The 24,344-nt window shown below is 24.9% G+C and carries 24 protein-coding genes and 1 tRNA gene; 17 read left to right on the top strand and 8 right to left on the bottom strand.

The window, feature by feature from the left end:
- Positions 1-2: 2 nt before the first annotated feature.
- Genes leuC through leuB form a run of 3 tightly spaced genes read left to right on the top strand, consistent with a single transcriptional unit; the run spans position 3 to position 3,032 of the window.
- Positions 3-1,403 carry a 3-isopropylmalate dehydratase large subunit gene (gene leuC / locus BGIGA_RS02785; RefSeq protein ID WP_014726854.1) on the top strand — a complete coding sequence of 467 codons (1,401 nt, stop codon included), beginning with the start codon at positions 3-5 and terminating at the stop codon, positions 1,401-1,403.
- Complete coding sequence (leuD, locus tag BGIGA_RS02780) at positions 1,378-1,977, top strand: 3-isopropylmalate dehydratase small subunit (protein WP_014726853.1); 600 nt, start codon at positions 1,378-1,380, stop codon at positions 1,975-1,977. Before leuC ends, leuD begins: the two co-directional genes overlap by 26 nt.
- The gene (leuB, locus tag BGIGA_RS02775) at positions 1,974-3,032 is read left to right on the top strand and encodes a 3-isopropylmalate dehydrogenase (protein WP_014726852.1); all 1,059 of its coding nucleotides are present in this window, start codon (positions 1,974-1,976) and stop codon (positions 3,030-3,032) included. The genes leuD and leuB overlap by 4 nt, the downstream gene beginning before the upstream one ends.
- On the opposite strand, the gene BGIGA_RS02770 is transcribed toward leuB, so the two are convergent.
- Both BGIGA_RS02770 and BGIGA_RS02765 read right to left on the bottom strand, forming a co-directional pair.
- Positions 3,026-5,647, bottom strand: a complete 2,622-nt coding sequence (locus BGIGA_RS02770; protein WP_014726851.1) for a PD-(D/E)XK nuclease family protein — start codon at positions 5,645-5,647, stop codon at positions 3,026-3,028. The two genes, leuB and BGIGA_RS02770, sit on opposite strands and share 7 nt — an antisense overlap.
- Positions 5,628-6,569, bottom strand: a complete 942-nt coding sequence (locus BGIGA_RS02765; protein WP_014726850.1) for a bifunctional riboflavin kinase/FAD synthetase — start codon at positions 6,567-6,569, stop codon at positions 5,628-5,630. Before BGIGA_RS02765 ends, BGIGA_RS02770 begins: the two co-directional genes overlap by 20 nt.
- Positions 6,570-6,642: 73 nt before the next feature.
- Between BGIGA_RS02765 and atpD the strand changes: the two genes are divergently transcribed.
- Both atpD and BGIGA_RS02755 read left to right on the top strand, forming a co-directional pair.
- Positions 6,643-8,163: a F0F1 ATP synthase subunit beta gene (atpD, locus tag BGIGA_RS02760; protein ID WP_014726849.1), complete on the top strand. Its 1,521-nt coding sequence runs from the start codon at positions 6,643-6,645 to the stop codon at positions 8,161-8,163.
- A 22-nt stretch (positions 8,164-8,185) separates the two neighbouring features.
- Positions 8,186-8,425, top strand: coding sequence for a F0F1 ATP synthase subunit epsilon (locus BGIGA_RS02755; protein WP_014726848.1), 240 nt, complete (start codon positions 8,186-8,188; stop codon positions 8,423-8,425).
- Here BGIGA_RS02755 and pdxA read toward each other — a convergent pair.
- On the bottom strand, positions 8,420-9,460 hold the full coding sequence (gene pdxA / locus BGIGA_RS02750) for a 4-hydroxythreonine-4-phosphate dehydrogenase PdxA (RefSeq protein WP_014726847.1): 1,041 nt from the start codon (positions 9,458-9,460) through the stop codon (positions 8,420-8,422). The two genes, BGIGA_RS02755 and pdxA, sit on opposite strands and share 6 nt — an antisense overlap.
- Before the next feature lie 39 nt (positions 9,461-9,499).
- Between pdxA and BGIGA_RS02745 the strand changes: the two genes are divergently transcribed.
- Positions 9,500-10,099 (top strand): riboflavin synthase, encoded by a 600-nt coding sequence (locus tag BGIGA_RS02745; protein ID WP_014726846.1) that lies wholly within the window; start codon positions 9,500-9,502, stop codon positions 10,097-10,099.
- A 14-nt stretch (positions 10,100-10,113) separates the two neighbouring features.
- Here BGIGA_RS02745 and BGIGA_RS02740 read toward each other — a convergent pair whose 3' ends face one another.
- On the bottom strand, positions 10,114-11,703 hold the full coding sequence (locus BGIGA_RS02740) for a phosphoenolpyruvate carboxykinase (ATP) (RefSeq protein ID WP_014726845.1): 1,590 nt from the start codon (positions 11,701-11,703) through the stop codon (positions 10,114-10,116).
- Positions 11,704-11,791: 88 nt separating this feature from the next.
- On the opposite strand from BGIGA_RS02740, the gene BGIGA_RS02735 reads away from it, so the two are divergent.
- The 5 genes from BGIGA_RS02735 to yihA are packed head-to-tail and all read left to right on the top strand — an operon-like array spanning position 11,792 to position 15,492.
- Positions 11,792-12,064, top strand: coding sequence for an acyl carrier protein (locus BGIGA_RS02735; RefSeq protein WP_014726844.1), 273 nt, complete (start codon positions 11,792-11,794; stop codon positions 12,062-12,064).
- 40 nt (positions 12,065-12,104) lie between these two features.
- Positions 12,105-13,358: a beta-ketoacyl-ACP synthase II gene (fabF, locus tag BGIGA_RS02730; RefSeq protein WP_041178353.1), complete on the top strand. Its 1,254-nt coding sequence runs from the start codon at positions 12,105-12,107 to the stop codon at positions 13,356-13,358.
- Entirely contained in the window at positions 13,348-14,079 is a 732-nt protein-coding gene (locus tag BGIGA_RS02725) for a ribonuclease III family protein (protein WP_014726842.1), read from the top strand. Before fabF ends, BGIGA_RS02725 begins: the two co-directional genes overlap by 11 nt.
- 14 nt (positions 14,080-14,093) lie before the next feature.
- Positions 14,094-14,882 (top strand): alpha/beta fold hydrolase, encoded by a 789-nt coding sequence (locus tag BGIGA_RS02720; RefSeq protein ID WP_014726841.1) that lies wholly within the window; start codon positions 14,094-14,096, stop codon positions 14,880-14,882.
- Positions 14,857-15,492 carry a ribosome biogenesis GTP-binding protein YihA/YsxC gene (gene yihA / locus BGIGA_RS02715; RefSeq protein ID WP_014726840.1) on the top strand — a complete coding sequence of 212 codons (636 nt, stop codon included), beginning with the start codon at positions 14,857-14,859 and terminating at the stop codon, positions 15,490-15,492. The genes BGIGA_RS02720 and yihA overlap by 26 nt, the downstream gene beginning before the upstream one ends.
- Here the strand turns inward: yihA and BGIGA_RS02710 are convergent.
- The 3 genes from BGIGA_RS02710 to BGIGA_RS02700 are packed head-to-tail and all read right to left on the bottom strand — an operon-like array spanning position 15,459 to position 17,527.
- Complete coding sequence (locus BGIGA_RS02710) at positions 15,459-15,884, bottom strand: type II 3-dehydroquinate dehydratase (protein ID WP_014726839.1); 426 nt, start codon at positions 15,882-15,884, stop codon at positions 15,459-15,461. The genes yihA and BGIGA_RS02710 overlap by 34 nt on opposite strands.
- Entirely contained in the window at positions 15,862-16,596 is a 735-nt protein-coding gene (locus tag BGIGA_RS02705) for a pseudouridine synthase (protein WP_014726838.1), read from the bottom strand. The genes BGIGA_RS02710 and BGIGA_RS02705 overlap by 23 nt, the downstream gene beginning before the upstream one ends.
- A gap of 16 nt (positions 16,597-16,612) precedes the next feature.
- The gene (locus BGIGA_RS02700) at positions 16,613-17,527 is read right to left on the bottom strand and encodes a mevalonate kinase (protein WP_014726837.1); all 915 of its coding nucleotides are present in this window, start codon (positions 17,525-17,527) and stop codon (positions 16,613-16,615) included.
- 123 nt (positions 17,528-17,650) lie between these two features.
- Between BGIGA_RS02700 and BGIGA_RS02695 the strand changes: the two genes are divergently transcribed.
- From BGIGA_RS02695 to BGIGA_RS02680, 4 genes are all read left to right on the top strand, one after another.
- Entirely contained in the window at positions 17,651-18,547 is an 897-nt protein-coding gene (locus tag BGIGA_RS02695) for an NAD kinase (RefSeq protein WP_014726836.1), read from the top strand.
- A 60-nt stretch (positions 18,548-18,607) separates the two neighbouring features.
- Entirely contained in the window at positions 18,608-19,339 is a 732-nt protein-coding gene (locus BGIGA_RS02690; RefSeq protein ID WP_014726835.1) for an isoprenyl transferase, read from the top strand.
- Positions 19,340-19,402: 63 nt separating this feature from the next.
- Entirely contained in the window at positions 19,403-21,883 is a 2,481-nt protein-coding gene (locus tag BGIGA_RS02685) for an outer membrane protein assembly factor (RefSeq protein WP_238526735.1), read from the top strand.
- A 22-nt stretch (positions 21,884-21,905) separates the two neighbouring features.
- Complete coding sequence (locus BGIGA_RS02680; RefSeq protein WP_014726833.1) at positions 21,906-22,412, top strand: OmpH family outer membrane protein; 507 nt, start codon at positions 21,906-21,908, stop codon at positions 22,410-22,412.
- 13 nt (positions 22,413-22,425) lie between these two features.
- Here BGIGA_RS02680 and BGIGA_RS02675 read toward each other — a convergent pair.
- Positions 22,426-22,498, bottom strand: a tRNA-Phe gene (locus BGIGA_RS02675).
- 107 nt (positions 22,499-22,605) lie between these two features.
- Here BGIGA_RS02675 and BGIGA_RS02670 point away from each other — a divergent pair.
- Positions 22,606-23,076 carry a hypothetical protein gene (locus BGIGA_RS02670; RefSeq protein WP_014726832.1) on the top strand — a complete coding sequence of 157 codons (471 nt, stop codon included), beginning with the start codon at positions 22,606-22,608 and terminating at the stop codon, positions 23,074-23,076.
- Position 23,077: 1 nt separating this feature from the next.
- Positions 23,078-24,343: a hemolysin family protein gene (locus BGIGA_RS02665; RefSeq protein ID WP_014726831.1), complete on the top strand. Its 1,266-nt coding sequence runs from the start codon at positions 23,078-23,080 to the stop codon at positions 24,341-24,343.
- Position 24,344 lies beyond the last annotated feature (1 nt).

Here is a 24,344-nt window from a genome sequence, read left to right as displayed (position 1 = left end):
AAATGCCAAAATCATTGTTTGATAAAATTTGGGAGTCACATGTTATTAAAAAATTAGAAAATGAAATATATGTTCTTTATATAGATAAACATTATATACATGAAGTGACAAGTCCTCAAGCTTTTATAGAGATAAAAAGAAGAAATTTATCCGTTTTTAGACCCAATCAAATTATAGCAACGGCAGACCATAACGTGCCTACAATTAATCAACATTTACCTATTTCAGATTCTTTGTCTAGAAAACAAATAAACCTATTAACAGAGAATTGTAATAAATTTGGAATCACATTATATGGATTAGGAGATAAAAATAATGGAATTGTTCATGTAATTGGTCCTGAATTAGGTCATACTTTACCGGGAATGACAATAGTTTGTGGAGATAGTCATACTTCGACTCATGGAGCTTTTGGATGTATAGCTTTTGGAATTGGGACCAGTCAAGTAGCCATGGTTATGGCTAGTCAATGTTTGTTGTTATCCAAACCTAAACAAATGAAAATTCAATTAAATGGAAATTTAAGAAAAGGAGTGACCCCTAAAGATGTCATTTTATATATCATATCAAAATTAGGAGTGAATGCTGGAGTTGGATATTTTGTAGAATATACAGGTTCTATTATTAAAAAAATGAGCATGGAAGGAAGAATGACCATTTGTAATATGAGTATTGAAATGGGAGCAAAAGGGGGATTAATAGCTCCAGATCAAATTACTTTTGATTATATAAAAAAATGTAAAAACATACAGAAGTTTAAAAAAAAAATAAAAAAAATCATAGAATATTGGAAATCTTTGAGAACAGATGACAATACAATATTTGATCAGGAATATATATTAAATGTTGAAGATATTGAACCTATGATAACTTTTGGAACAAATCCTGGAATGTCAATAAAAATATCTGAAAGGATTCCAAAATCGAATATAGATTCTAAATCAATGGATTACATGGGTTTTTCATTAGGGGAATCTTTAATAGGAAAGAGAATTAATTACATTTTTATAGGAAGTTGCACCAATTCTAGAATAGAAGATTTAAGATTGGTAGCTTCTATAATAAAAGGAAAGAAAAAAGCAGATCATGTACAAGCAATGATTGTACCAGGATCAAATCAAGTTGTGAAACAAGCTAAAATAGAAGGATTAGATAAGATTTTTAAAAATTCTGGATTTAATTTTCGTCAACCAGGATGTTCTGCTTGTTTAGGAATGAATGAAGATAAGATTCCTTCAGGAGAATATTGTATTTCCACATCTAATAGAAATTTTGAGGGAAGACAGGGTCCAGGATCTCGTACTTTACTTGCAAGCCCTTTAAGTGCGGCTATTATAGCTATTGAAGGCAAAATTGTAGACATTAATAAATATATTCATGAAAAAATTTACAATGTTAATTAGTCAGGCGATTCCATTATCTATAGAAGATGTTGATACAGATCAAATTATTCCTGCTCGTTTTTTGAAAGAAATTAAACGTGAAGAGTCTGGAAAAAATCTTTTTATGGACTGGCGTTATCAAAAAAATGGCTCCTTAAATAAAGATTTTGTATTAAATGATTGTAATTTTAGTGGAAAAATTCTTTTATCAGGAAGAAATTTCGGATGTGGATCCAGTCGTGAACATGCTGTATGGGCTATTTTTGATTATGGATTTAGGGTGATAATATCTAGCTTTTTTGCTGATATTTTTAAGGAAAATGCATTAAACAATGGATTATTAACTGTAGAAATATCTGAATATTTTTTAAAAAAATTATTTAATACAGTTGAAAAAAATCCGAAGATTAAAATAAAAGTTGATTTAATGAATCAAAAAGTTACAATCCTAAAAACAGGAGAATTTGATAAATTTCATATACATCCATACAAAAAAAATTGTTTTATAAATGGATATGATGATATAGATTTTTTGATTTCTATTAAAGATCATGTAGAAATTTTTGAAAAAAATAGAAAATTTTTTTTAATATGATAAAAAATATTTCTGTAATAGAAGGAGATGGAATAGGACCTGAGGTTATGAAACAGACTATAAAAGTTTTAAATTCCATAACCATAAAATATGGTCATGATTTTCATTATAAAAACGTTTTAGCTGGATCTAAAGCCATAGAAAAACTAGGAGATCCGATGCCAAAAGAAACTATAGACAATTGTTTAAAATCAGATGCTGTTTTATTTGGTAGTATAGGAGACCCAAAATATGATCATAATCCAATAGGAAATAGACCTGAAGATGGATTATTAAAACTTAGAAAAAGAATGAATTTATATTGTAACATTCGTCCCATAGTGGTATTCCCAAAATTAGAGAAATCTCCTATAAAAAAAGAATTCTTACATGAAGTGAATTTCATTATATATCGAGAATTAACAGGTGGAATTTATTTTGGAAAAAAAGGTCGTTGTAAAAACGGAGAAAAAGCTTATGATTATTGTGTTTATTCTAAAGAAGAAATAGAAAGAATTGGTGAAATGGCTTTTAAAGCAGCTGTTTCTCGTAAAAAAAAAGTAACATTAGTGGACAAAGCTAATGTATTAGAAACTTCTAGATTATGGAGAGAAGTCATTAAAAAAATATCGATGGATTATCCAGATGTCGATCTTGATTTTTTATATGTAGACAACGCAGCTATGCAAATTATTATGAATCCCAAAAAATTTGATATTATTTTAACGGATAATATGTTTGGTGATATTCTTTCAGATGAATCTAGTATTTTAACAAGTTCTTTAGGCCTATTACCTTCGGCTTCTATAGGATATGATAAATCCATGTTTGAACCTATACATGGATCTTATCCTAAAGCAAAAGGAAAAAATATTGCAAATCCTTTGGGATGTATCCTTTCAGGTTCTATGATGTTAGAGTATTTTGGTATGCATAAAGAAAAAAATATTTTAGAAAAAGCTGTTAAAAATTCTATTGAAAAAAAAATCTGTACACCAGATATTATTGATTCAAAATTATCTTCTACTACTGAAGAAGTAGGCGATTATATAAAAAAATATATTATGAATCAATAAATTTTTTCTATAATAGGAATACTAGGATCTAGTATATCAGAAATTCTTTTAATAAGGAATGGAAGAACGTTTATTTTATAATCTGCATATGTTATATTTTTTTTTTGATTTTTGTGAATACGAAAAATGTTGATGGGAACTTGTAATATATCTCCATTCATTTTGGGAGAAACAATTCCTATGATAGGAGGATTTTTATTACACCCTTTGAATATGGAAGATTTAAACCATAAATAAACATAAATAAGCAATTGCATGGTCTTCGTATAATTGGTATCATAAAAAATGTTTTCAATATTTTTTAAAGAAATGTTGATCTCTTTAATTTTTGAATATCCTATTTTGTAATCAAGAATACGAGGGGTTCCATCATACTCATCTATACGATCTATAATACCGTGCAAGTTTACTTTATTGGATCCAATATTTAATATTGCAGAGACTTTTCTTTCTATTTCTTTGATCAGAATTTTATGTCCGTTTTTAACAAATTTTTCATCCCATGAAATGAAATTTTCTACATAATTTTTTATAACATAATAAAAAAACATATTATTTCCTTCAATAATTTCTTTTCTTTCTAAAAAAACTTTTTTTATAATAGATTCATAATTTTTTTTCATTTTATGAATACAATCGAGAGTTATAAAATTTTTTTTAATGGGATCATACAAAATTTTTAATGTTTTATGAATTATATTCCCTATTTTTTTTTTGTAAGACATTTTTTCTGGATCATTTAACTTAAGTATTTTCTTGTAATAGAATAAAAGAGGATTATAATTGTATAAATGAATGGAAGAAGGGGATAGCCCTTTATGGATCAATTCATGTAAACATTGAATTATAGATTTTGTCTTATCAATTACAATAGGTCGTATTTTTGAATTTATAGAAAAAAATGTTTTATTTATTTTTTCTGTTGAAATTTTAGAATTCATTTCTATTCTATAAATAAAACGACTTTTTTCTCCAGAATTAATTTCATCTGGTTGATCTTTATATATTAAATATGTTTGTTTTGAAAATTGAATAATTCTCGTTAAATGATGAAAATAAAAATTTTCATTGTAATTATTAATCTTAAATTTTTTACATATACTAAAAGGAATGAAAGAATTTTCTTTATGATTTGGAGGAATGATTCCTTCATTGAAAGATGTTATAATTACAAGATCAAAATTGTCAAAAAAAATGTCTGTAAAACCTATTATATGTAATCCTCTTTTATTTTTTTGTATGTATCGTATATTTTCTGTATGAGTTAATTGTTCATATATGTTGAATATATCATTGATTCCTATAGATAAGCTTTTATTTTTTCTAATTATTATTCTTAATTTTTGGATATAAGTTTCTAGTTTAAAAATAAATTCCAATTCCAAAAAATGTTTTTTTCTCTTCGTAATAAGAAATTTCTTAAATTTTCTAATAAAGCTAATGATACTTATAAGAATCATTTTTATATTATCAGTTTGAATTCTAAAAATAATCCACAAGTCATTTCTGCATAAATGTTTTTTTATTACGTATTCACAAACAAAATCAGAATCATTTTCTACATTCAATTTTTTTAATACTGAATTTCTTTTCAAGAAAAATTTTTGAATATATCCATTGGATAATACTTTTATAACATCTTTTCTAGTAAATTTTTTGAATTTATTTTTTGTTAACAGTAATTGAAATATATAATAAAAAGTATAATAAATAGGAATATTATTTAATGAATAATCAATATCAAAAGATATATTAATTCCTAATTTTTTTATAGAATTAGCTAATGGAATAGTTAAATAATTATCTCCTGGTATTAATAGTATTTTTTCAGGTTTTTTATTTTTTTTTATTAATTTACATATGATATTTTTTACAATTTTTACTTGTTCTATTTCTTTTGAAACTCCAATAATTTTTAAATTATCATATTGCAAACATGTTTTAGAATTTATAAAATTTCTATTTTTTTCACATAAATCATAAACTAATCCTTGTTTAATAATTTTTTTAGTAAAAAGTTTTTCACATTCATTAAATGCAATTTCTTCAACAAGAAATAATACAATTTTTATATTAAAATTTTGATATAAAAAGGAATCTAAACGAGAAATTGCTGTTTTAAAAAGCATTCCATGATAAGCCATTCCTTTTTTTAGGAGTTGAGATTGCAAAATATAATAGTATTCATGAATTTTTTCCCAAAAAAAAAATTTTTTTTGTTCTAAAAAATCTAGATTCCATTTATTTATCTTTTCTGTAGAAATAATAGAAGAAAAAAAATGTTCAATATTAACTAAATTAAAATCTAAATTCTGAAAATCATTTAATATTTTAGGGCCCCAACTAAAAAAATCATGAAATTTTTTTTCTGTAAAATCATCTTTTTTTAAAAGAGAAAAAAAGTAAAGTAGTATTGAATAATTATCTAAAATTTTTAGTCCAGAAATTTTTTCTAAAAATTTTTCTATTGGAAAAAATTTAGTTTTTGAACTAAATTTAGAACTGTATTTGTTTTTTATGTATTCTATAATAATAGAATTTTTCGATATAAAAATAATTTTATGATTCAAGTTTTCCAAAATATATTTTATAATTCTATCGATTTGTTTTTTCACGAGAAAAAAATTTTTGTATATTCATTTTATCTATACATATTTGTTTTTTTAATTCTTGAATAGAGTTAAATTTTTTTTCTTCACGTATTATGTGAATCATTAAAATATCTATTTTTTTTCCATATATATTTTCAAAAAAATTGAAGATATGAACTTCTATCTTGATTCTTTTATTTTTTTTTTCTATGGTAGGGTTGATTCCTATATTTAACATTCCCAAATATATATTATTTGAATAATTAATTTTTACAGCATAAACACCTTTTTTAGGAATCAATTTTTTAGAGTTTACTTTTAGATTTGCTGTAGGAAAATTCATCATTCTTCCTATTCCTTTTCCTTGTATGACATTACCAGATAATGTATAATAATATCCCAAAGCTTGGTTTGCCCATTGTATATTTCCTAATAAAAGGGATTCACGTATGTGAGTAGAACTAACTATTTTTTTTCTTAATTTGTAAGGATTTATTTGATAAACTTTTACTCCATAAATATGGGATAGTTTTTGAAATTCTTCGTAAGAATTTACTCTTTTTTTTCCTATATGGGAATCGTATCCAGTAATGACTTTCCTAATTTTATATTTAGGATGTAAAATTTTTTTTAAAAAATCTTTTGTTCTTAATTTTGAAAAATTTTCAGTAAAAGGATGAATAATCAAGTGTTCTACTCCTGTTTTTTTTAAGTTATATATTCTTTCAGAAAGAGTATTTAAATAAAAAAATTTTTTATCATAATTTAAAATTTCTTTTGGATGTGGATAAAAAGTGAGCAGAACGGAACAATATTTTTTTTGAGATTTTAAAATTAAATTTTTAATAATTTTTTGATGACCTATATGAACACCATCAAAAATTCCAAGTGTAAATACACATGGACACAAAGAAGAAAATTCATCAATCAATGAATAAATTTTCAAAATTTTTATCTTTTCTCTTACATTTACAAGTGCAAATGTAATTGTATAAATATTAAAAAAAAAGAGATGCATAATGAATAAAAAAAAATTTAAGGGAATAATTACTCAAATTATAGGACCAGTTATTGATGTTTCTTTTCAAGAAGGGTCTTATCTTCCTAAAATTTATGATGCGATGGAAGTCCATTTATCTAAAGATAATAAAATCATATTGGAAGTTCAACAACATATGGGAGGAAATAATGTTCGTTGCATTTCTATGGAAGTAACGGACGGATTGCAAAGAGGTCAAGAAGTTTATGCATTAGATCAACCAATTTGTGTTCCTGTCGGGGAGTCTATTAATGGTAGGGTTTTTAATGTTTTAGGAAATTGTATAGATGGATTAGGAGATATTGATAGATCTCAAACTAAACCGATTCACAGAGAATCTCCTGCATTTGTAGATTTATCTACTGAAACAGAAATTTTGTATACAGGAATTAAAGTTATAGATTTAATTGAACCTTATCCTAAAGGAGGTAAAATTGGATTATTTGGTGGAGCAGGGGTTGGAAAAACTGTATTGATACAAGAGTTAATCAATAATGTAGCAAAAATACATGGAGGACCATCTGTTTTTGCAGGAGTTGGAGAAAGATCTAGAGAAGGGAACGATTTATTAAGAGAAATGTTGGAATCTGGAATTATAAAATATGGAAAATCTTTTATGGAATCTATGAAAAAAGGATATTGGGATATTTCTACAGTGGATAAAGAATCTTTGAAAGAATCCAAAGCTACTTTTGTTTTTGGTCAAATGAACGAACCTCCTGGAGCTAGAGCAAGAGTTGCTTTATCAGGGTTAACCTTAGCTGAATATTATAGAGATCAATATTTAGAAGAAAAAGGAAAAAAAGGACAAGATGTATTGTTTTTTATAGATAATATATTTCGTTTTACTCAGGCAGGATCAGAAGTTTCAGCATTATTAGGAAGAATCCCTTCCTCAGTAGGATATCAACCTACTTTATCATCTGAAATGGGAGCTATGCAGGAAAGAATAACATCTACAAAAACAGGGTCTATAACTTCCGTGCAAGCGGTTTATGTTCCTGCAGATGATTTAACCGATCCAGCCCCTGCTATTACATTTTCGCATTTGGATGCAACAACTGTTCTTTCCAGAAAAATTGCATCTTTAGGAATTTATCCTGCAGTAGATCCTTTAGATTCTACTTCACGTATTTTATCTCCAGAGATTATAGACGAAAATCATTATAATTGTGCACAAAGAGTGAAAGAAATTTTGCAAAAATATAATTCTTTACAAGATATTATAGCTATTCTCGGTGTAGAAGAATTAAGTGAAGAAGATAAATTAATAGTTTCTAGAGCTAGACGTGTTCAACGTTTTTTATCTCAACCGTTTCATGTGGCGAAACAATTTACGGGAATAGAAGGAGAATTTGTAAAAATTGAAGATACTATAAAAGGATTTAATTTGATAATAGATGGAAAGTTAGATGGAGTTCCAGAAGCGGCTTTTAATTTAAAAGGAACAATTGAACAAGTTATAGAAAGTGGAAAAAAAATGTTATCGATCATTAATTAACAAATTAACAATTAACTAACTTATGATAATAAAAATTGTTAGCTCTCATAAAATTTTGTATCAAGGAGATATAACTTCTGTTATAGCACCTGGATATCATGGATATTTTCAAGTATTAAAAAATCATGCTTCATTCATATCTATATTAAAAAGTGGTTCTATAAAATTAGAATTAGATGAAAAAAAAAATGGAAAAAAGGAAATTAAAATAAAAGGTGGATTTTTACAAGTAAAAAAAAACATGGTGATTGTAATTCTATGATAATTTTTTGAAACTGAATTTCATATATTCTTTTCTATTTTTGAATATTTTTATAGCACTAAAAATCGCTTCTTCAAATGAATTTTCATTGGCAATTCCTTTTTTAGCTATATCATAAGCAACTCCATGGTCAGGAGATGTTCGAATATGAGAAAGACCAGCTGTAAAATTTACTCCCTGATGAAAAGTTAGGGTTTTAAAAGGAATTAATCCTTGATCATGATACATAGCTAAAATTGCGTCAAAATTACGATAGCTTTGATTTCCAAAAAAACTATCTGAAGAATAAGGGCCAAAAACTAACCATCCTTTTTTTTGAAATAAGTTATCAACAGCTGGTTTAATTTTTGTTCTTTCTTCATTTCCTATTAATCCATTATCACTTGAATGCGGATTACATCCTAAAACTGCAATTTTAGGTTTTTCTATAGAAAAATCTATGAGGAGAGATTTACGTAAAATTTTAATTGATTTTATTATTTTTTTTATATTTAACTCTGAACTTACTTTTTTCAAAGCTAAATGATTAGTGACTAAAGCAATTTTTAAAATGTCATGAATCATAAACATTAAGGATTCTCCTTCTAAAACATTTTGTAAATATTCAGTATGACCAACAAATGAAAAATTTTTGAAATTCATGCATTTTTTATTAACTGGAGCAGTTACAAGTACATCTATTTTTCCTTCTTTTAAGGCTTTTACAGCTTTTTTCAAAGATGAAAAGGGATATCTTCCTGATTCGGGATGATTGATTTTTATAGATTCAAATTTAATATCTTCTTTCCATATATTAAATACATTGATTTTATAATCAACAACTTCTTTAAAATTTCTTACTTCTCGTATATTATTAATTTCCATATTTAAAATTTTCTTATAATAAAAACATAGTTTAGTAGATCCAAATAATATTGGAGTAAAAAAATCTAAAAGTTTTTTTTTACAACATACTTTCAAAAAAATTTCTATTCCTATTCCGTTAATATCACCTGTGGTGAATCCCACTTTTATTTTTTTTTTTCTATAATTCATATTATTATAATAATACTAAAATTTGAAGAAACTATAAATATGTTTACTGGGATCGTGGAATGCACGGCAAAAGTGCATAAATTAAATCGTGATAAAAATAATCTTCATATAACTTTCGATAACCCATTTCTGGATAACGAAATTCAAATCAATCAAAGTATTTGTCATAATGGAATTTGTTTAAGTATTATGAATATCAATAAAAAAACTTATACAGTCATAGCTTCTGAAGAAACTTTATTATGTACTAATTTAAATTTTTTAAAAATTAAAGATGAAGTGAATTTAGAAAGAGGCATTACGTTACATAAAAGATTGAATGGACATATAGTTCAAGGACATGTAGATACGATTGCTATGATTATTAAAATTGAAAATAGAAATGGAAGCTGGTTATTTTTTTTTAAATCTAAAAAAAAATTGGATTCTGCAGTTGTAGAAAAAGGTTCTATTGCTATTAATGGAATAAGTCTTACTATAATAACATGCCATAAATATATATTTAATGTATCTATTCTTCCTTACACTTATGATAAAACAAACCTACACTTGATGAAAATAGGTGATATTGTAAATATAGAATTTGATATTTTAGGAAAATATATTAAAAAATCTATACAGCTATATTATCAAAAATAAAATAGATAAATCACCTATTCTAAAATAGGTTCTCCAGACGAGATATTTTTGTTTATGTATTGTTTATATATATCAAAATGTTGAATAAATTTTTTTGCAAGTATTTTTACTTGATTTTGATACATTTTTTTATTTTTCCATGAATTTTTAGGATTCAATATATTAGAAGAGACTCCAGGACAATATTTTGGTATTTTAAAATTAAAAATAGGATATTTTTCATAAGGAACTTTTGATAGAACTCCATCCAAAGCATTTTTTACGATTTTACGTGTATCATCTAATTTAATACGATATCCAAATGAATAACCTCCCGATATCAATCCGGTGTTAACCATCCAAACATTGATTTCAGTCTCATCTAATTTTTCCATTAACATTTTTGTATATTGAACGGGATGTAAAGGCATAAATGGAGCTCCAAAACAAGAAGAAAAAGTTGCTTTTGGTTTTTTTATATTTAATTCAGTACCAGCTACTTTAGAAGTATATCCCAATAAAAAATAATAAGAAGATTGTGCTTTATTAAGTTTAGATATAGGCGGTAAAACCCCAAAAGCGTCATAAGTTAGAAAAAAAATATTTTTTATGTTAGAAGACAATAACTTTTTTTCTATATTTTTTATAAAATTAATGGGATAACTAATTCTCATATTTTGAGTAATGGTATCATCTAAAAAATCTACTTCTCTAGTTTGTTTTTTTAAAATTACATTTTCTAACATAGCTCCTTTTTTTATAGCATGATAAATCATAGGTTCGTTATTTTGAGAAATGCCTAATATTTTAGCATAACATCCTCCTTCGAAGTTAAAAACAATGTTATCACAAGTCCATCCATGTTCATCATCCCCAACTAAATTTCTATTGATATCATTAGAAATTGTAGTTTTTCCTGTTCCGGATAATCCAAAAAAAAGAGCCGTATCTTTTTTATATTTTCCTACATTTGCGGCGCAATGCATAGGAAAAACATTCCTATACATAGGAAGTATAAAATTTAGAACAGAAAATATAGATTTTTTAATTTCACCTGTATATCCTGACCCTCCAATAAGGATTATTTTTTTAGAAAAATTTAATATAGAAAAATTTTTGTTTCGTGTTCCATCTTTTATGGGATTAGCCTGAAATCCTGGAGCACATAATAATAACCAATCTGGAAAAATTTTTTCCATTTTTTGAAATCTTAAAAAAAGATTATGAATAAATAGATCAGACCATGGATATTCACTAATAGAACGAACATTTAATTGATAACGTTTATCGGAACAAAGATATCCATCTCGAATATATAATGTTTTTCCTGATAAATATCGGGCCATTTTTTGATATAAACAATCAAACTTTTTTGAATCAAAAGATTGATTAAATTTTTCATTCCACCAAACTTTTTGTTCTGTAATATTATCTTTTACAATAAATCTATCTTCAGGAGACCTTCCAGTGAAGACCCCTGTATTTATGGATATAACGCCTGATTTTGTTTCAACTCCCATTTTTTTTTGAATAATGATTTTTTGTAGTTTTTCAGGGGTTAATTGCCAATTATATGAAGAATTCAAAATTCCATAATTTTTTAGAGAAAGAGAAAAAGAGATCATATATCATGTTCTATTTATACGTGAAGCAAATTTATATATGATTTACAAAAGTTTACTAATTTTGTATCATAAAAAAAATTATGAATCTATGTCTGATATTGCATCCAAAGTCAATGCTCTTATTGTAGAGAAATTGAGTGTAGAAGAAAGTGACATCACTCCTACTGCTAGTTTTACCAATGATTTAGGAGCAGATTCACTAGATATAGTAGAACTCATTATGGAGTTTGAAAAAGAATTTAATATAAGTATTTCAGATGAAAAAGCTGAAAAAATCACAACAGTAGGTGAAGCTATACAAGCTATAGAAAATCTTTTGATGGAGAAAAAGAAAGAAAATACAGAAAAAAAAAAAAACTGATTAGACAGACATTTTTTTTATGTATTATGTATGAATGAATATGGAGGAATTAAAAAAAGTAGTGATTACTGGCATCGGTTCTATTACTCCTATAGGGAATACTGTAGAGGAGTATTGGAGTTCTCTTGTTTTCGGAAAAAATGGTTGTGGTCCCATTACTTATTTCGATACTAAAAAATATAAGACTAAATTTGCTTGTGAATTGAAGAATTATGATCCAAGTATTTTTTTTAAAAAAAAAGAAATTAGAAAATTGGACCCTTGTGCACAATATGGCATTATCGCTTCTGAAGAAGCGATAAAAAATAGTGGAATCGATTTTTCAAAAGAAAAAAGAGAAAGAATAGGGGTCATATGGGCTTCTGGAATTGGAGGTCTTTTAAATTTAGAAGAGTCTATTTCCGATTATGTACGTGGAGGAAAATATCCTAAATTTAGTCCGTTTTTTATTCCTAAAATGCTAATAGATATTACTGCTGGGGTTATTTCTATGAATTATGGTCTTCATGGACCGAATTATGCAACGGTATCTGCTTGCGCTTCATCTTCTAATGCAATAGTAGATGCTTATCATTTAATCTGTTTAGGGAAAACTGATATTATGATCACTGGAGGATCTGAGGCCGCCATAACACAAAGTGGAGTAGGTGGTTTTAATGCTTTACATGCATTATCGACCAGAAATGAAGATTATAAAACAGCATCACGTCCTTTTGACGAAAACAGAGATGGTTTTGTATTAGGAGAAGGAGCAGGATGTCTTGTTCTTGAAGAATATCAACACGCTAAAAACAGAGGAGCAAATATATATGCTGAAATTGCAGGAGTAGGAATGTCTGGAGACGCTTATCATATTACAACTCCCCATCCGGAAGGAAAAGGAATTGTTTTAGCTATGAAATCAGCTATAAAAGATGCAGGTATTGAATATAAAGAAGTTGATCATATTAATTCTCATGGAACATCTACTAAATTAGGAGATCTTGCAGAGATAAAAGCAATTCAAGAAGTATTTCATGATAATATACATAATATAGATATTAATTCTACAAAATCTATGACTGGACATTTATTAGGTGCTGCTGGGGCAATAGAAGCAATTGCTTCTATTCTTCCTTTAAGAAAAGGGATTATTCCTCCAACTATAAATTTATTCCATATAGATCAAAATATAGATTCAAAAATTAATTTAACTCCGAATCAAGCAATAAAAAAAGAAGTTAAAATTAGTCTATGCAATACTTTTGGTTTTGGAGGACATAATGTTTGTATTTTATTTAAAAATGTTATCTGAAAATAGTACTTTTTTTGAAAAAAATGACTATTCTGTATTAGTAGGTAAATTGATAAAAATATTAGGGTTTTGTCCAAAAAATACGGTATTTTTAAAGGAAGTATTCATATATAGTTTTTATAAAAGAAATTTTAATCAAAATTATTATCTTAATTTTCAAAGATTAGAGTTTTTGGGAGATGCTGTATTAAATTCTATAATATCATATTTTTTGTGTAAAAGATTTCCTGAAAAAAAAGAAGGGGAATTAACTCAAATACGATCTAAAATTGTATGTAGAAGAAATTTAAATGAAATATCTAAAAAACTAACGATTGAAGACATTTTTTTCGATAAATCTATGATATCTGACAATACACTTGGAAATATACTTGAAGCTTTAATAGGATTTATTTATTTTGAAGTGGGATATCAAGAATGTGAAGATTTTGTACATAAAAAAATTCTACATACTCATGTAAATATTGAAAAGTTACAAAATGAAATTTTCAGTTATAAAGTATGGATTATCGAATGGTCTCAAAAAAATAAATTTTTTATAAATTTTAAAACTTTTAGAGAAGATAAAAATCAAAATAAAATCATTTATTTGTCTGAATTTACAATATCAGAATGTGGAATTAAAACTAAAGGAAGAGGTTATTCTAAAAAAAAATCAGAAGAAATAGCTGCTAAAGAAGCTTATTTTATAGTTCAGAAACTGTACAAAAAAAATACTTAAAATAGTATGATGTTATGTTTAATCTTAATAAAGAAAAAAAATTTTCTTATATAAAAAAAGGGAAAGGTCATCCTTTGATTCTTCTTCATGGATTAATGGGTGGATTGAGCAACTTTAAAGCTCTTTTAGATTTTTTTCCAAAAAAAGGTTATAAAGTCATTATTCCTTCATTGCCTCTTTATAATATGCCATTGTTATTGACTAATATTTATAACATATCCAAATATATAACCAAATTTTTAATGGAAATAGGAATTAAAAAAGCAACTTTAATAGGAAATTCTCTTGGAGGACACATTGCTTTAATCATAGCAAAAAAAAGAATAGATTTAGTACATTCTGTCGTTTTAACAGGAAGTTCAGGTTTATTTGAAAAAGCTTTTGGATATGCTTTTCCTAAAAGAGAAAATTATGAATATATTAGAAAAAAGTCACAAGAAGTATTTTATGATCCTAATATAGCTACTAAAGAATTAGTAGATGAGGTTTTTCATATTGTAAATGATAAAAAAAAAGGAATTAAAACTTTATATATTGCAAAAAGTGCTATGAAATATAATATGTCTAAAGATTTATCTGTGATTCAACAACCTATTTGTTTAATTTGGGGGAAACAAGATCATGTCACTCCTCCAGAAATCGCAAAAGAATTTCATAGATTATTACCTCATTCGGAATTACATTGGATAGATAAATGTGGACATGTTCCTATGATGGAACATCCAAAAATATTTATAGAAATATTAGAAAAATGGCTTTCTAAATTTGATTTTAATTATGAAGATTACTTCTGTAAAATTTAAAGTAAGTTTAAAAAATATGAATCAATTATTTGTTCATAATTTTCCTGAATATGCTTTTATAGGCCGTTCTAATGTTGGAAAATCTAGTTTAATAAATAGCATAGCTAAAAAAAAAATAGCTAAAGTTTCTTCTTCCCCTGGAAGAACACAATGCATGAATTATTTTTTAATAAATCATAAATGGTATTTGGTAGATTTACCAGGATATGGATTTTTTTCTGTAAAAAGAGATAAAAAAAAAACGCAAAAATTAATTAAAAATTATATTTTTCATAAAAAAAATATCACTTATTTATTTTTATTGATAGATAGCAGATTTATTATCCAGAAAATAGATTTATATTTTATACAAAAACTAAATGATATAAAAACACATTTTTGCATTGTTTTTACAAAAACGGATAAATTAAAAAATCATAGATTTGTTGATCAAAATATTTCTTTATGTATTAAGGAAATTGAGAAAAATGGATTTTATATGCCTATATGGTTTAAAGTATCCGCAAAAAATAAATATGGAATTAATAATTTGATTCAATATATCAAAAAACTAAATGATTCTTATCAAGATCAGAATCATAAGAAAAAACTCATTATTCCTAATTCATAAGATTTTAATCCAAATCCAAAAATTGTTCCGTAACAAACAGGAGAAAGAAAAGACTTTCTTCTAAAAGATTCTCTGGAATAAATGTTAGAAATATGAACTTCTATAACAGGAGAATGTATAGATTTTATAGCATCAGCTATTCCTATAGAAGTATGAGTATAAGCTCCTGCATTGAGTACAATTCCATCTGACTTGAATCCTACAGAGTGTAGGATATCTATAATTTTTCCTTCACTATTATTTTGATAATAAATAATTTTTATATCAGAAAATATTTTTTTTTTTTTTAATTTATTAAGATAATCTAAAAAATTTTCATTTCCGTATAATTCAGGTTCCCTGATTCCTAAAAGATTTAAATTAGGACCATTAATAATGATTATTTTTTTCATATTTTTTAGTAATATTTTCTATTTCTTTTGTTTTTAAAAAACACCAATCTCCTATTTTTAGATTTTTTTTTGAAAGTCCACCAAAATTTATACGATCTAATCTAACAACTTGATAATCTAATTTTTTGAAAATTCGTTTAATGACTCTATTCCATCCTATATCCAATCCTATTTCTATTTGATTTTTAGCATTTCTTATTTTTCTTACAAAAATGACTTTTACTTTTCCTTCTTTTAGATAAATTTTTCCTTTTTTTATTTTATCTAAATCTTCATTTTTAATTTTTTTATTTAGTGATACACGATATATTTTTTTTACATGATACTTAGGATGAGTCAATTTTTCAGCTGTATATCCATCATTTGTTAGAAGTAAAACTCCTGTAGTAGAACAATCTAATCTTCCTACAGGATAAATTCTATATTCAAATAAACATGGAATTAAATTCATTACTGTTTGTCTATTAAATTGATCTCGTGTTGTAGTGATAAAACCTTTAGGTTTGTTAATGAGTATATAAATTTTATTTTTAGATTTTACTTTTGATCCATGAAATTTAACAATATCATCTGTCCGAATAATAGTTCCTAATTTGAATACAGGTTTCCCATTTACTTCTATTGCTCCAGATTGAATAAGTTTATCCGCTTTTCTTCTGGAAGAAATTCCTGCATCGGACAAGTAATGATTTAATCTAATTTTGTGATACATAAAAAAATGAAATAAATTAAAAACGAAAAAGGACTTCCATTGTATATTTATACAATTTTTTTCTGGATAAATTATAATTTGGTGTAAATCCTAAAATAAAACCTCCTCCTCCAGAACCACACAATTTTAAATAATAAATATTATTATAGATCCCATCATCCCATATTTTCAAAAAATTTTTGGAAATCATGGAACGTAAATGATTAAAAACCCAAATAGACAACCGTCTAACATTTTTTAACAAAATGTTAAAATCTTCTTTTAGAAAAGCTTCAATGCATTTTTCATTATATTTTATAAATTCTATAAGAAGAATTTGAAAACTTTCATGTTTTAATTTTCTAAAAAAAATTTTTATCATAGAATTAGAATTTCTAGAAATTCCAGAATTTAATAGAAAAATAGCTCCTTTTCCTTTATTTTTTTTGGTTGGTATATCTATTACAGAAATATCTGTTTCAGATCGAATGAGTAAAGGTTTATTTAAATAAGAAATTAAAGGATCTATACCTGAACTTTTTCCATGAAAAAAAGACTCCATTTGACTGAATATTTTTTTTAATATTATGATATTTTTTTTTATACCTTTCAATTTATCTTTTGCGTATTTATCATAAATTGCGGCAACTAATGCTCCAGAACTCCCTAATCCATATCCCTTAGGAATATTCGAATGAAAAAATAGACCTCTTTGTATATCTTCATGTAATTGATTTAAATCAAGTTTCGTTGAAATGAGTTTTTTTTTTAGTAAGAAATTATAAAATTTTCCGATTTTGTAATTGGAACATAAAACTTTTTGATTAAACTCAGTATGAATTTTTAAGGTTCCTTTGTAAATATTATGAGGAATAGAAAGTCCACTTGCATTTTTCAAAATTCCATATTCTCCAAATAGTAGTATTTTTGCGGGAAACAAAGATTCTTTCATGTTGTGTGAATTATGCTTTTTTTGTGTTCAAAAAAACAAATTTAATAAAACTATTTATTTTTATTTGTGTATATGATTGATTAATATATAATTTCGTAATTTTCCCAAAAGAAAATTATAACAATGAAAATAGCCGTGTATGGACAAAAATTTTTTAAAAAAAACATACCATATTTAAATCAATTCATGGGCTATGCATCTAGTCATTCTATAGAAATCTATATGGAAAAATCATTTTTTAATGTTTTGTCTTCTTTTGAAGAATTCAGGAATTTAAATATTCCTGTGTTTTCTCATTATAAAGAATTAACTAAAGATTTTAGTTTAATGTTTACTTTTGGAGGAGATGGAACTATATTGTCCGCAATTACATTCATCAGAGATTCTGGAATTCCTATAGTTGGAGTGAATACAGGGAATTTAGGTTTTTTAGCTACTTTTAATAAAGACGTTTTTATAAAAAAGATAGATAAAATTTTTAATAAAAAACTTCATATAATGCCTAGAAGTTTATTATCGTTGGAAACTTCTATAAAAGATCATCAAAGATTTTTTAATTTTGCATTAAATGAAATTGTTATTCTTAGAAAAGAAACGGTATCTATGATCACTATAGATGCTTATATAGATAATGAATTTTTGACTTCTTATTGGGCAGATGGTTTAATTATTTCTACCCCTACTGGATCTACTGGATATTCTCTAAGTTGTGGAGGACCTATTATTAGTCCTGAAAATAAAAATTTTGTTTTAACACCTATATCTCCACATAATTTATTCTCACGTCCATTAATCATATCGGATCATCAAAAAATTTATTTAAAAATACATAGTCGTGTAAAATCATATTCTTTATCTATGGATACAAGATTAACTTCTTTAAATTTAAATCAGGATAATAAATTACATATTCAGAAAGCTCCTTTTTACATATATCTTATTCAAGAAGAAAGAAATACATATTATCAAACATTGAGAGAAAAACTTTTATGGGGAATGGATCAACGAAATGAAATGTGAAAAAAAAATCTTTATTTTTATTTTTGTAATTTTTGTAAAAAATGTATTTATGATTTTTGTATGAAAAAATTATTAGATAAAATAGATTATAAGAACATCCCTCATCATGTTGCTATTATAATGGATGGAAATGGTCGTTGGGCTCAAAAAAGAGGAAAAATAAGAACATTTGGTCATGAAAAAGCAAGACAATCTGTAAGAGACACTATAAATGGATGTAAAGAATTGGGAATTCCTTATATAACTTTATATGTATTTTCTTCAGAAAATTGGAATAGACCTAAACAGGAAATAGATAATTTAATGCATTTATTTCATACTAATTTAAAAATTCATTTAGAAGAAATTCATGAAAAAAATGTTAAAATTATGACTATAGGAGAAGTGGAAAGATTTTCTAAAGTCATTCAAAAAGAACTATGTTTTTTTATAAAAAAAACAAAACATAATACATCTGGTACTTTGATTTTAGCATTGAGTTATAGTGCTAAAGAAGAAATTTTAAGAGCAACAAAAAATATAGCTAAAAAAATATACAATGGTCTGTTTTCATTAAAAGATATAGATTGTTCTTTTTTTCAAAATCATTTATATACTAAAGATTTACCAGATGTAGATTTAATCATTAGAACAAGTGGAGAACAACGTATTAGTAATTTTTTACTTTGGCAGTCTGCTTATGCAGAACTATATTTTACAAATATTTTATGGCCTGATTTTCGAAAAAAAGATTTTTTCGAAGCTATAATAAATTATCAAAAAAGAAAACGTCGTTTTGGAAACATAGAATAATTTTTTGAATTCATGAAAAAAAATATTTTTATCAACAGCATTTTTTATTTATTCATAATAATAATGCAAATACAACAGGGATACTCATTTTTTGTTCGTAATGAAAATTATTCTGTTACAAATAATTATGAAGAAAATTCTGATTTTATTGTAAAAGAAATACATATTATAGGAAAAACTAAATATGATAGTCATTTTATTTCTAAATTATCAGGGATTTATCCTGGAGAATCAATTGATGTTTATGGAATAAAAACGGATAATGCTATAAAAAAGTTGTGGAAAAGTAATCTTTTTAAAAACATATCCATTCATAAAAAGAATATACATAAAAATGAAATTCAATTATTTTTTGAATTGGAAGATTTGGAAGAAATTCATGAAATAAAAATAAAAGGAATAAAAGAAGATCAACTTCCTAAGGATATAATAAAAAAAATAAAAATTGGAGACAAAATTTCTGGTGATTTGATTCAAATTGTAAAAAATGATATACAAGAATATTATACAAAAAAAGGGTATCATGAAATTAATATAAAAAGTGAAATAAATAGAAATCAAAACAAAAATGTATTATATTTATATATAAATAAAGGAAAAAAAATTGAAATAGAAGAAATATTATTTGATGGAAATCAAGTTCTTCAAGAGAAGGAATTACATTCCTTAATGATAACAACTAAAAGAAATTTTTATCCCATAATTTCCAAAATTCAAAAATCTCTCTTTGTTCAAGAGAATATAAAAAAAGATTTAAAAAATATTATAAATAAATACAAATCTATGGGATTTATTGATATTCAAGTATTCTTAGATTCTGTATGGATAAAAAAATCAGGAAATTACGGAATCAAAATAAAAATTATAGAAGGGAAAAAATATTTTTTAGGAGACGTTAATATATTAGGAAATAAAAAATTAAAAACAGATTTTTTAAATGAAATTTTCTTTTACAAAAAGGGGGACATATATAATCAAATTGGTATTAAAAATAATATTTTTAATTCTTCTGATCCCAAGAGTATTTTATATTCTTATTTAAATTTAGGATACTTATTTGTTAATATTACTTTTACAGAAAAAAGAATTTTAGATGAAAAAATAGATCTTGAAATTCGAATAGAAGAAAATAAACCTGTATATATAAATAAAGTCATCATATCAGGAAATTTAATAACTAAAGATCATGTTATTCGAAGAGAATTGAAAACTTATCCGGGAGATATTTTTTCTATTAATAAAATTAAACATAGTTTATTAAATTTAGAAAATCTAAATTTTTTTGAAAAAATATATCATGAACTTAAGCCAAATGAAAAAAATGAATCTATAGATATAGAATGGCATGTTGTAGAAAAAAATACTAATGAATTTCAATTTCATGGAGGGTTTGGAGGAAAAGATATTAGAAAAGTTATTGGGAATTTTAAATTAAATATTGGAAATTTTTCTTTTAAAAATATTTTAAAGTGGAATTTATGGAAACCTATTCCTCAAGGAGATGGTCAAAAATTAGTTATTCATAGTCAATTAGGAAAAGATTTTACATCTTATGGATTTTCTTTTACAGAACCTTGGATAGAAAAAAACAATCCTACTTCTATGACTTTGCAAAGTCAATATTCAATAAAAAAAATAAAAAACGAAGAGGATTTAGATTTTTTATCTCAAATATATAAAGAGACTAAGGATTCCAACAAGGATATAAAAATTGAAGAAAAGAAATTTTTAGAAAAAATAGAGTTTTCTGTAAACTTAAATAAGTTTTTAATTTTTTTGGATCCTTATTCAAAAATTTTGACATCTTTAAATTACGAACAATTCATTTATCAAAAAAAAACCTTTGAAAACTTATATCAAAAGCATAAATTCAATAATCTGAGCTATTTAATTTCATTTAAAAGGGTTTCTACAGAACCAAATATCATTTTTCCATTTCGAGGATCAAAAATGCAATTGAACAGTATATTTACTCTTCCATATTCCGTAATTTTAAAAAATAATAGAAATCATGAATGGATGGAGTATTTTAAATTGAAAATAATTCTATTTAGGTATCATAAAATTATGGATAACATGATATTGAAAATAGGAGGGGAATTAGGTTATTTGGGACAATATAACCATTCAAAAGAATTACTTCCGTTTCAAAAATTTTATATGGGTGGAGTGCATAATAATTTATCAGGATTAAAATTATATAATAAAGATCTTATTCCATTAAGAGGATATTCTTTTAAACATCCAATTTTTAATAATGGAGGAAAAATTTATAACAAACTTGTTTTTGAAATTCGTTATTTAATTAAAAATTTATCAAATTTAAAAATTTGGACAATTTATTTTCTGGAAGGAGGAAATATTAGTGATTCTTATCAAAAATTAAATACATTGAATAAATCTTTTGGATTTGGATTTCGTTTATTTTGGCCTCCAATAGGTTTTTTAGGAATAGATTTTGGATATCCTATAGACAATGATATAGTTCATGGTTTAAACAAATCAAAATGGAAAACACATTTTATAGTAGGAAAAGACTTGTAAGACAATAATATAAAAAAATCATATGAAAAAAAACACAATTTTTTATTTTTTATTATTTCTATTTTTATTTTTTGGATATTCATATTCTAAGAATAAAGAATGTCGTGATAAAATAGTTTGTATTAATAGCATGGCTTTGATAGAGAAAATGCCAGAATTTTCTACTGCTCAAAAAGAATTAGATAGAATTAGTAGAGTTCATGAAAATATATTAGACAAATTAGCAAAAGAATTCCATAAGAAAGCAGAAAAATTTCAAAAAAATAAAAATCCAATTCTTAAAAAAGAACTAGAAATTTTACAAGCAAGAGCTCATGCTTACCAAAAAGCAGCTGCAGATGATTTGACTAAAAATCAAAATAAACTATTAAATCCTATATATAAGAAAATAGAGAAGGCTATTCATAAAGTAATAGATAAAGACAAAGATATTATAAGAGTTGATGATTGTAGTCCTGGAAAAGGAGTATTAGTGAATAAAGGAGAAGACATAACTGAAGAGGTTAAAAAAGAATTGGGAGTCAAATAGATAGAAAAGTGAATGGTATCTCCCGGAATCGAACCGGGGACACAAGGATTTTCAGTCCTTTGCTCTACCAACTGAGCTAAGATACCAAAACACAAAAACAAAAGTACAATAAATAAAAAATAAAATAATCAGGAATAAATTTTATTATCATATTTTTTTCTTATTTTTTTTTCTATTTTGTTGTTGTGTAAACATGAACAGAGAACCTTTAACAAAAAAAAACAGGAAAGAAGTGCCTAAAAATATTTTTATTAAAACAAGTTTTTTTTATAAAGAAAAAGGATTATTGAAATTCATTATTTATTCTCCAGTTATTAAAGAATATATTTCTTACACTTTATTTCCGAATGGATTGAATTTATTCATTTATAATAATAAAAACACTAACAAATATACTTATATTAAAGCTGACTGGGTAAAATCAATTGATAAAGTATTTTATCACATAAAAGGAAATATTAAAATAGTAAGTTATGAAGGATATTTTTTGAAAACGGATGAGATTTTCTGGGATAGAAAAAATAAAAAAATTTTTAATAAAAAATATACAATTATATCTAATTCATATGGAATTATACTACATGCAACGAATGGGATAGAAGCTTCTGAAAATTTAAAAAAAATTAGACTAAAAAATATTAGTGGAACTTTTCCTATTAAATAATATGATTTTTTATACTAGTATAGTTTTTATCACTATACTTGTGTCTGCTTTTTTTTCTGGAATGGAGATGGCTTTTATTTCTTCTAGTTTGTTTAAAATAGAATTAGAAAAAGAAAAAAAAAAGGGATCTTTTCATTCTAAACTACTTTCAAAAAGTATTAGTAATTCTAAAAAATTTATCACAACAATGCTAATTGGTAACACCATTTCTTTAGTTATATATGGTATTTATATGGGAAAATTATTTTTGTCTGTTTTTCCAAAAGAATTTTTAGATAATTCTTTATGGATAATTTTGTTAGAAACAGTTTTTTCTGCTACTATTATTTTAATTATTGGAGAATTTATACCAAAAATAATATTCAGTGTATATTCAAATGAATTATTGAGTTTATTCATTATTCCTGTATATATAATATATACAATATTTTATCCTATTACGAACTCTATTATTTGGATTTCTAATGTTTTTTTAAAAATTTTAGGAGAACAAGAAAATGATAAAAAAAAATTTTTTGATAAAGAAGATTTAATTTACTTTTTATCAGAAAATATAGATAGAAATGTAAAAGGAAAAGAATTTATAGAATCTGAAATTGAAATTTTTCATAAAGCTTTGGATTTTTCTGAAAAAAAAGCACGGGAATGTATGGTTCCTAGAAAGGAAATAGTTTCTTCTGACTTTTCTTCTATAGATAATGTTAGAAATATTTTTACTGAAAGTGGATTATCTAAAATAGTAATTTTTAAAAAAAATATAGATAACATTATAGGTTATATTCATTATTTAGAATTATTGAAAAAACCAAAAAATATTGAGTCTATAATTAGATCAGTAGAATTAGTTTATGTTACAACACCTGTTAGAGAAATCATGGATCTTTTAATTAAAAAAAAAAGAAGTATTGCTATAGTTTTGGATGAGTATGGTGGAACAGCAGGAATGATTACTATAGAAGATCTTTTAGAAGAATTTCTTGGAGATATAAGGGATGAACATGATGAAAATTCATTACTGGATTATAAATTAAATGATCATGAATTTTTATTTTCTGCACGTTTAGAAATTGATTTTATTAATGCTAAATATAATTTATGTCTTCCTAAATCTGATAAATATGAAACTTTGGGAGGTTTGATAGTTACTTATACAGGGGATATTCCAAAAAATGGAGATCAAATTGTTATCAATAACAATTTTTATATTGAAATTAAAAAAGTATCCAAAAATAAAATAGAAGAAGTCTTTCTTAAAAAGAAATTTTAAA

Origin of the sequence: Blattabacterium sp. (Blaberus giganteus) (assembly GCF_000262715.1) — a bacterium.
Lineage (GTDB): Bacteria > Bacteroidota > Bacteroidia > Flavobacteriales > Blattabacteriaceae > Blattabacterium.
This window is presented reverse-complemented; position numbering and strand designations above follow the sequence as displayed.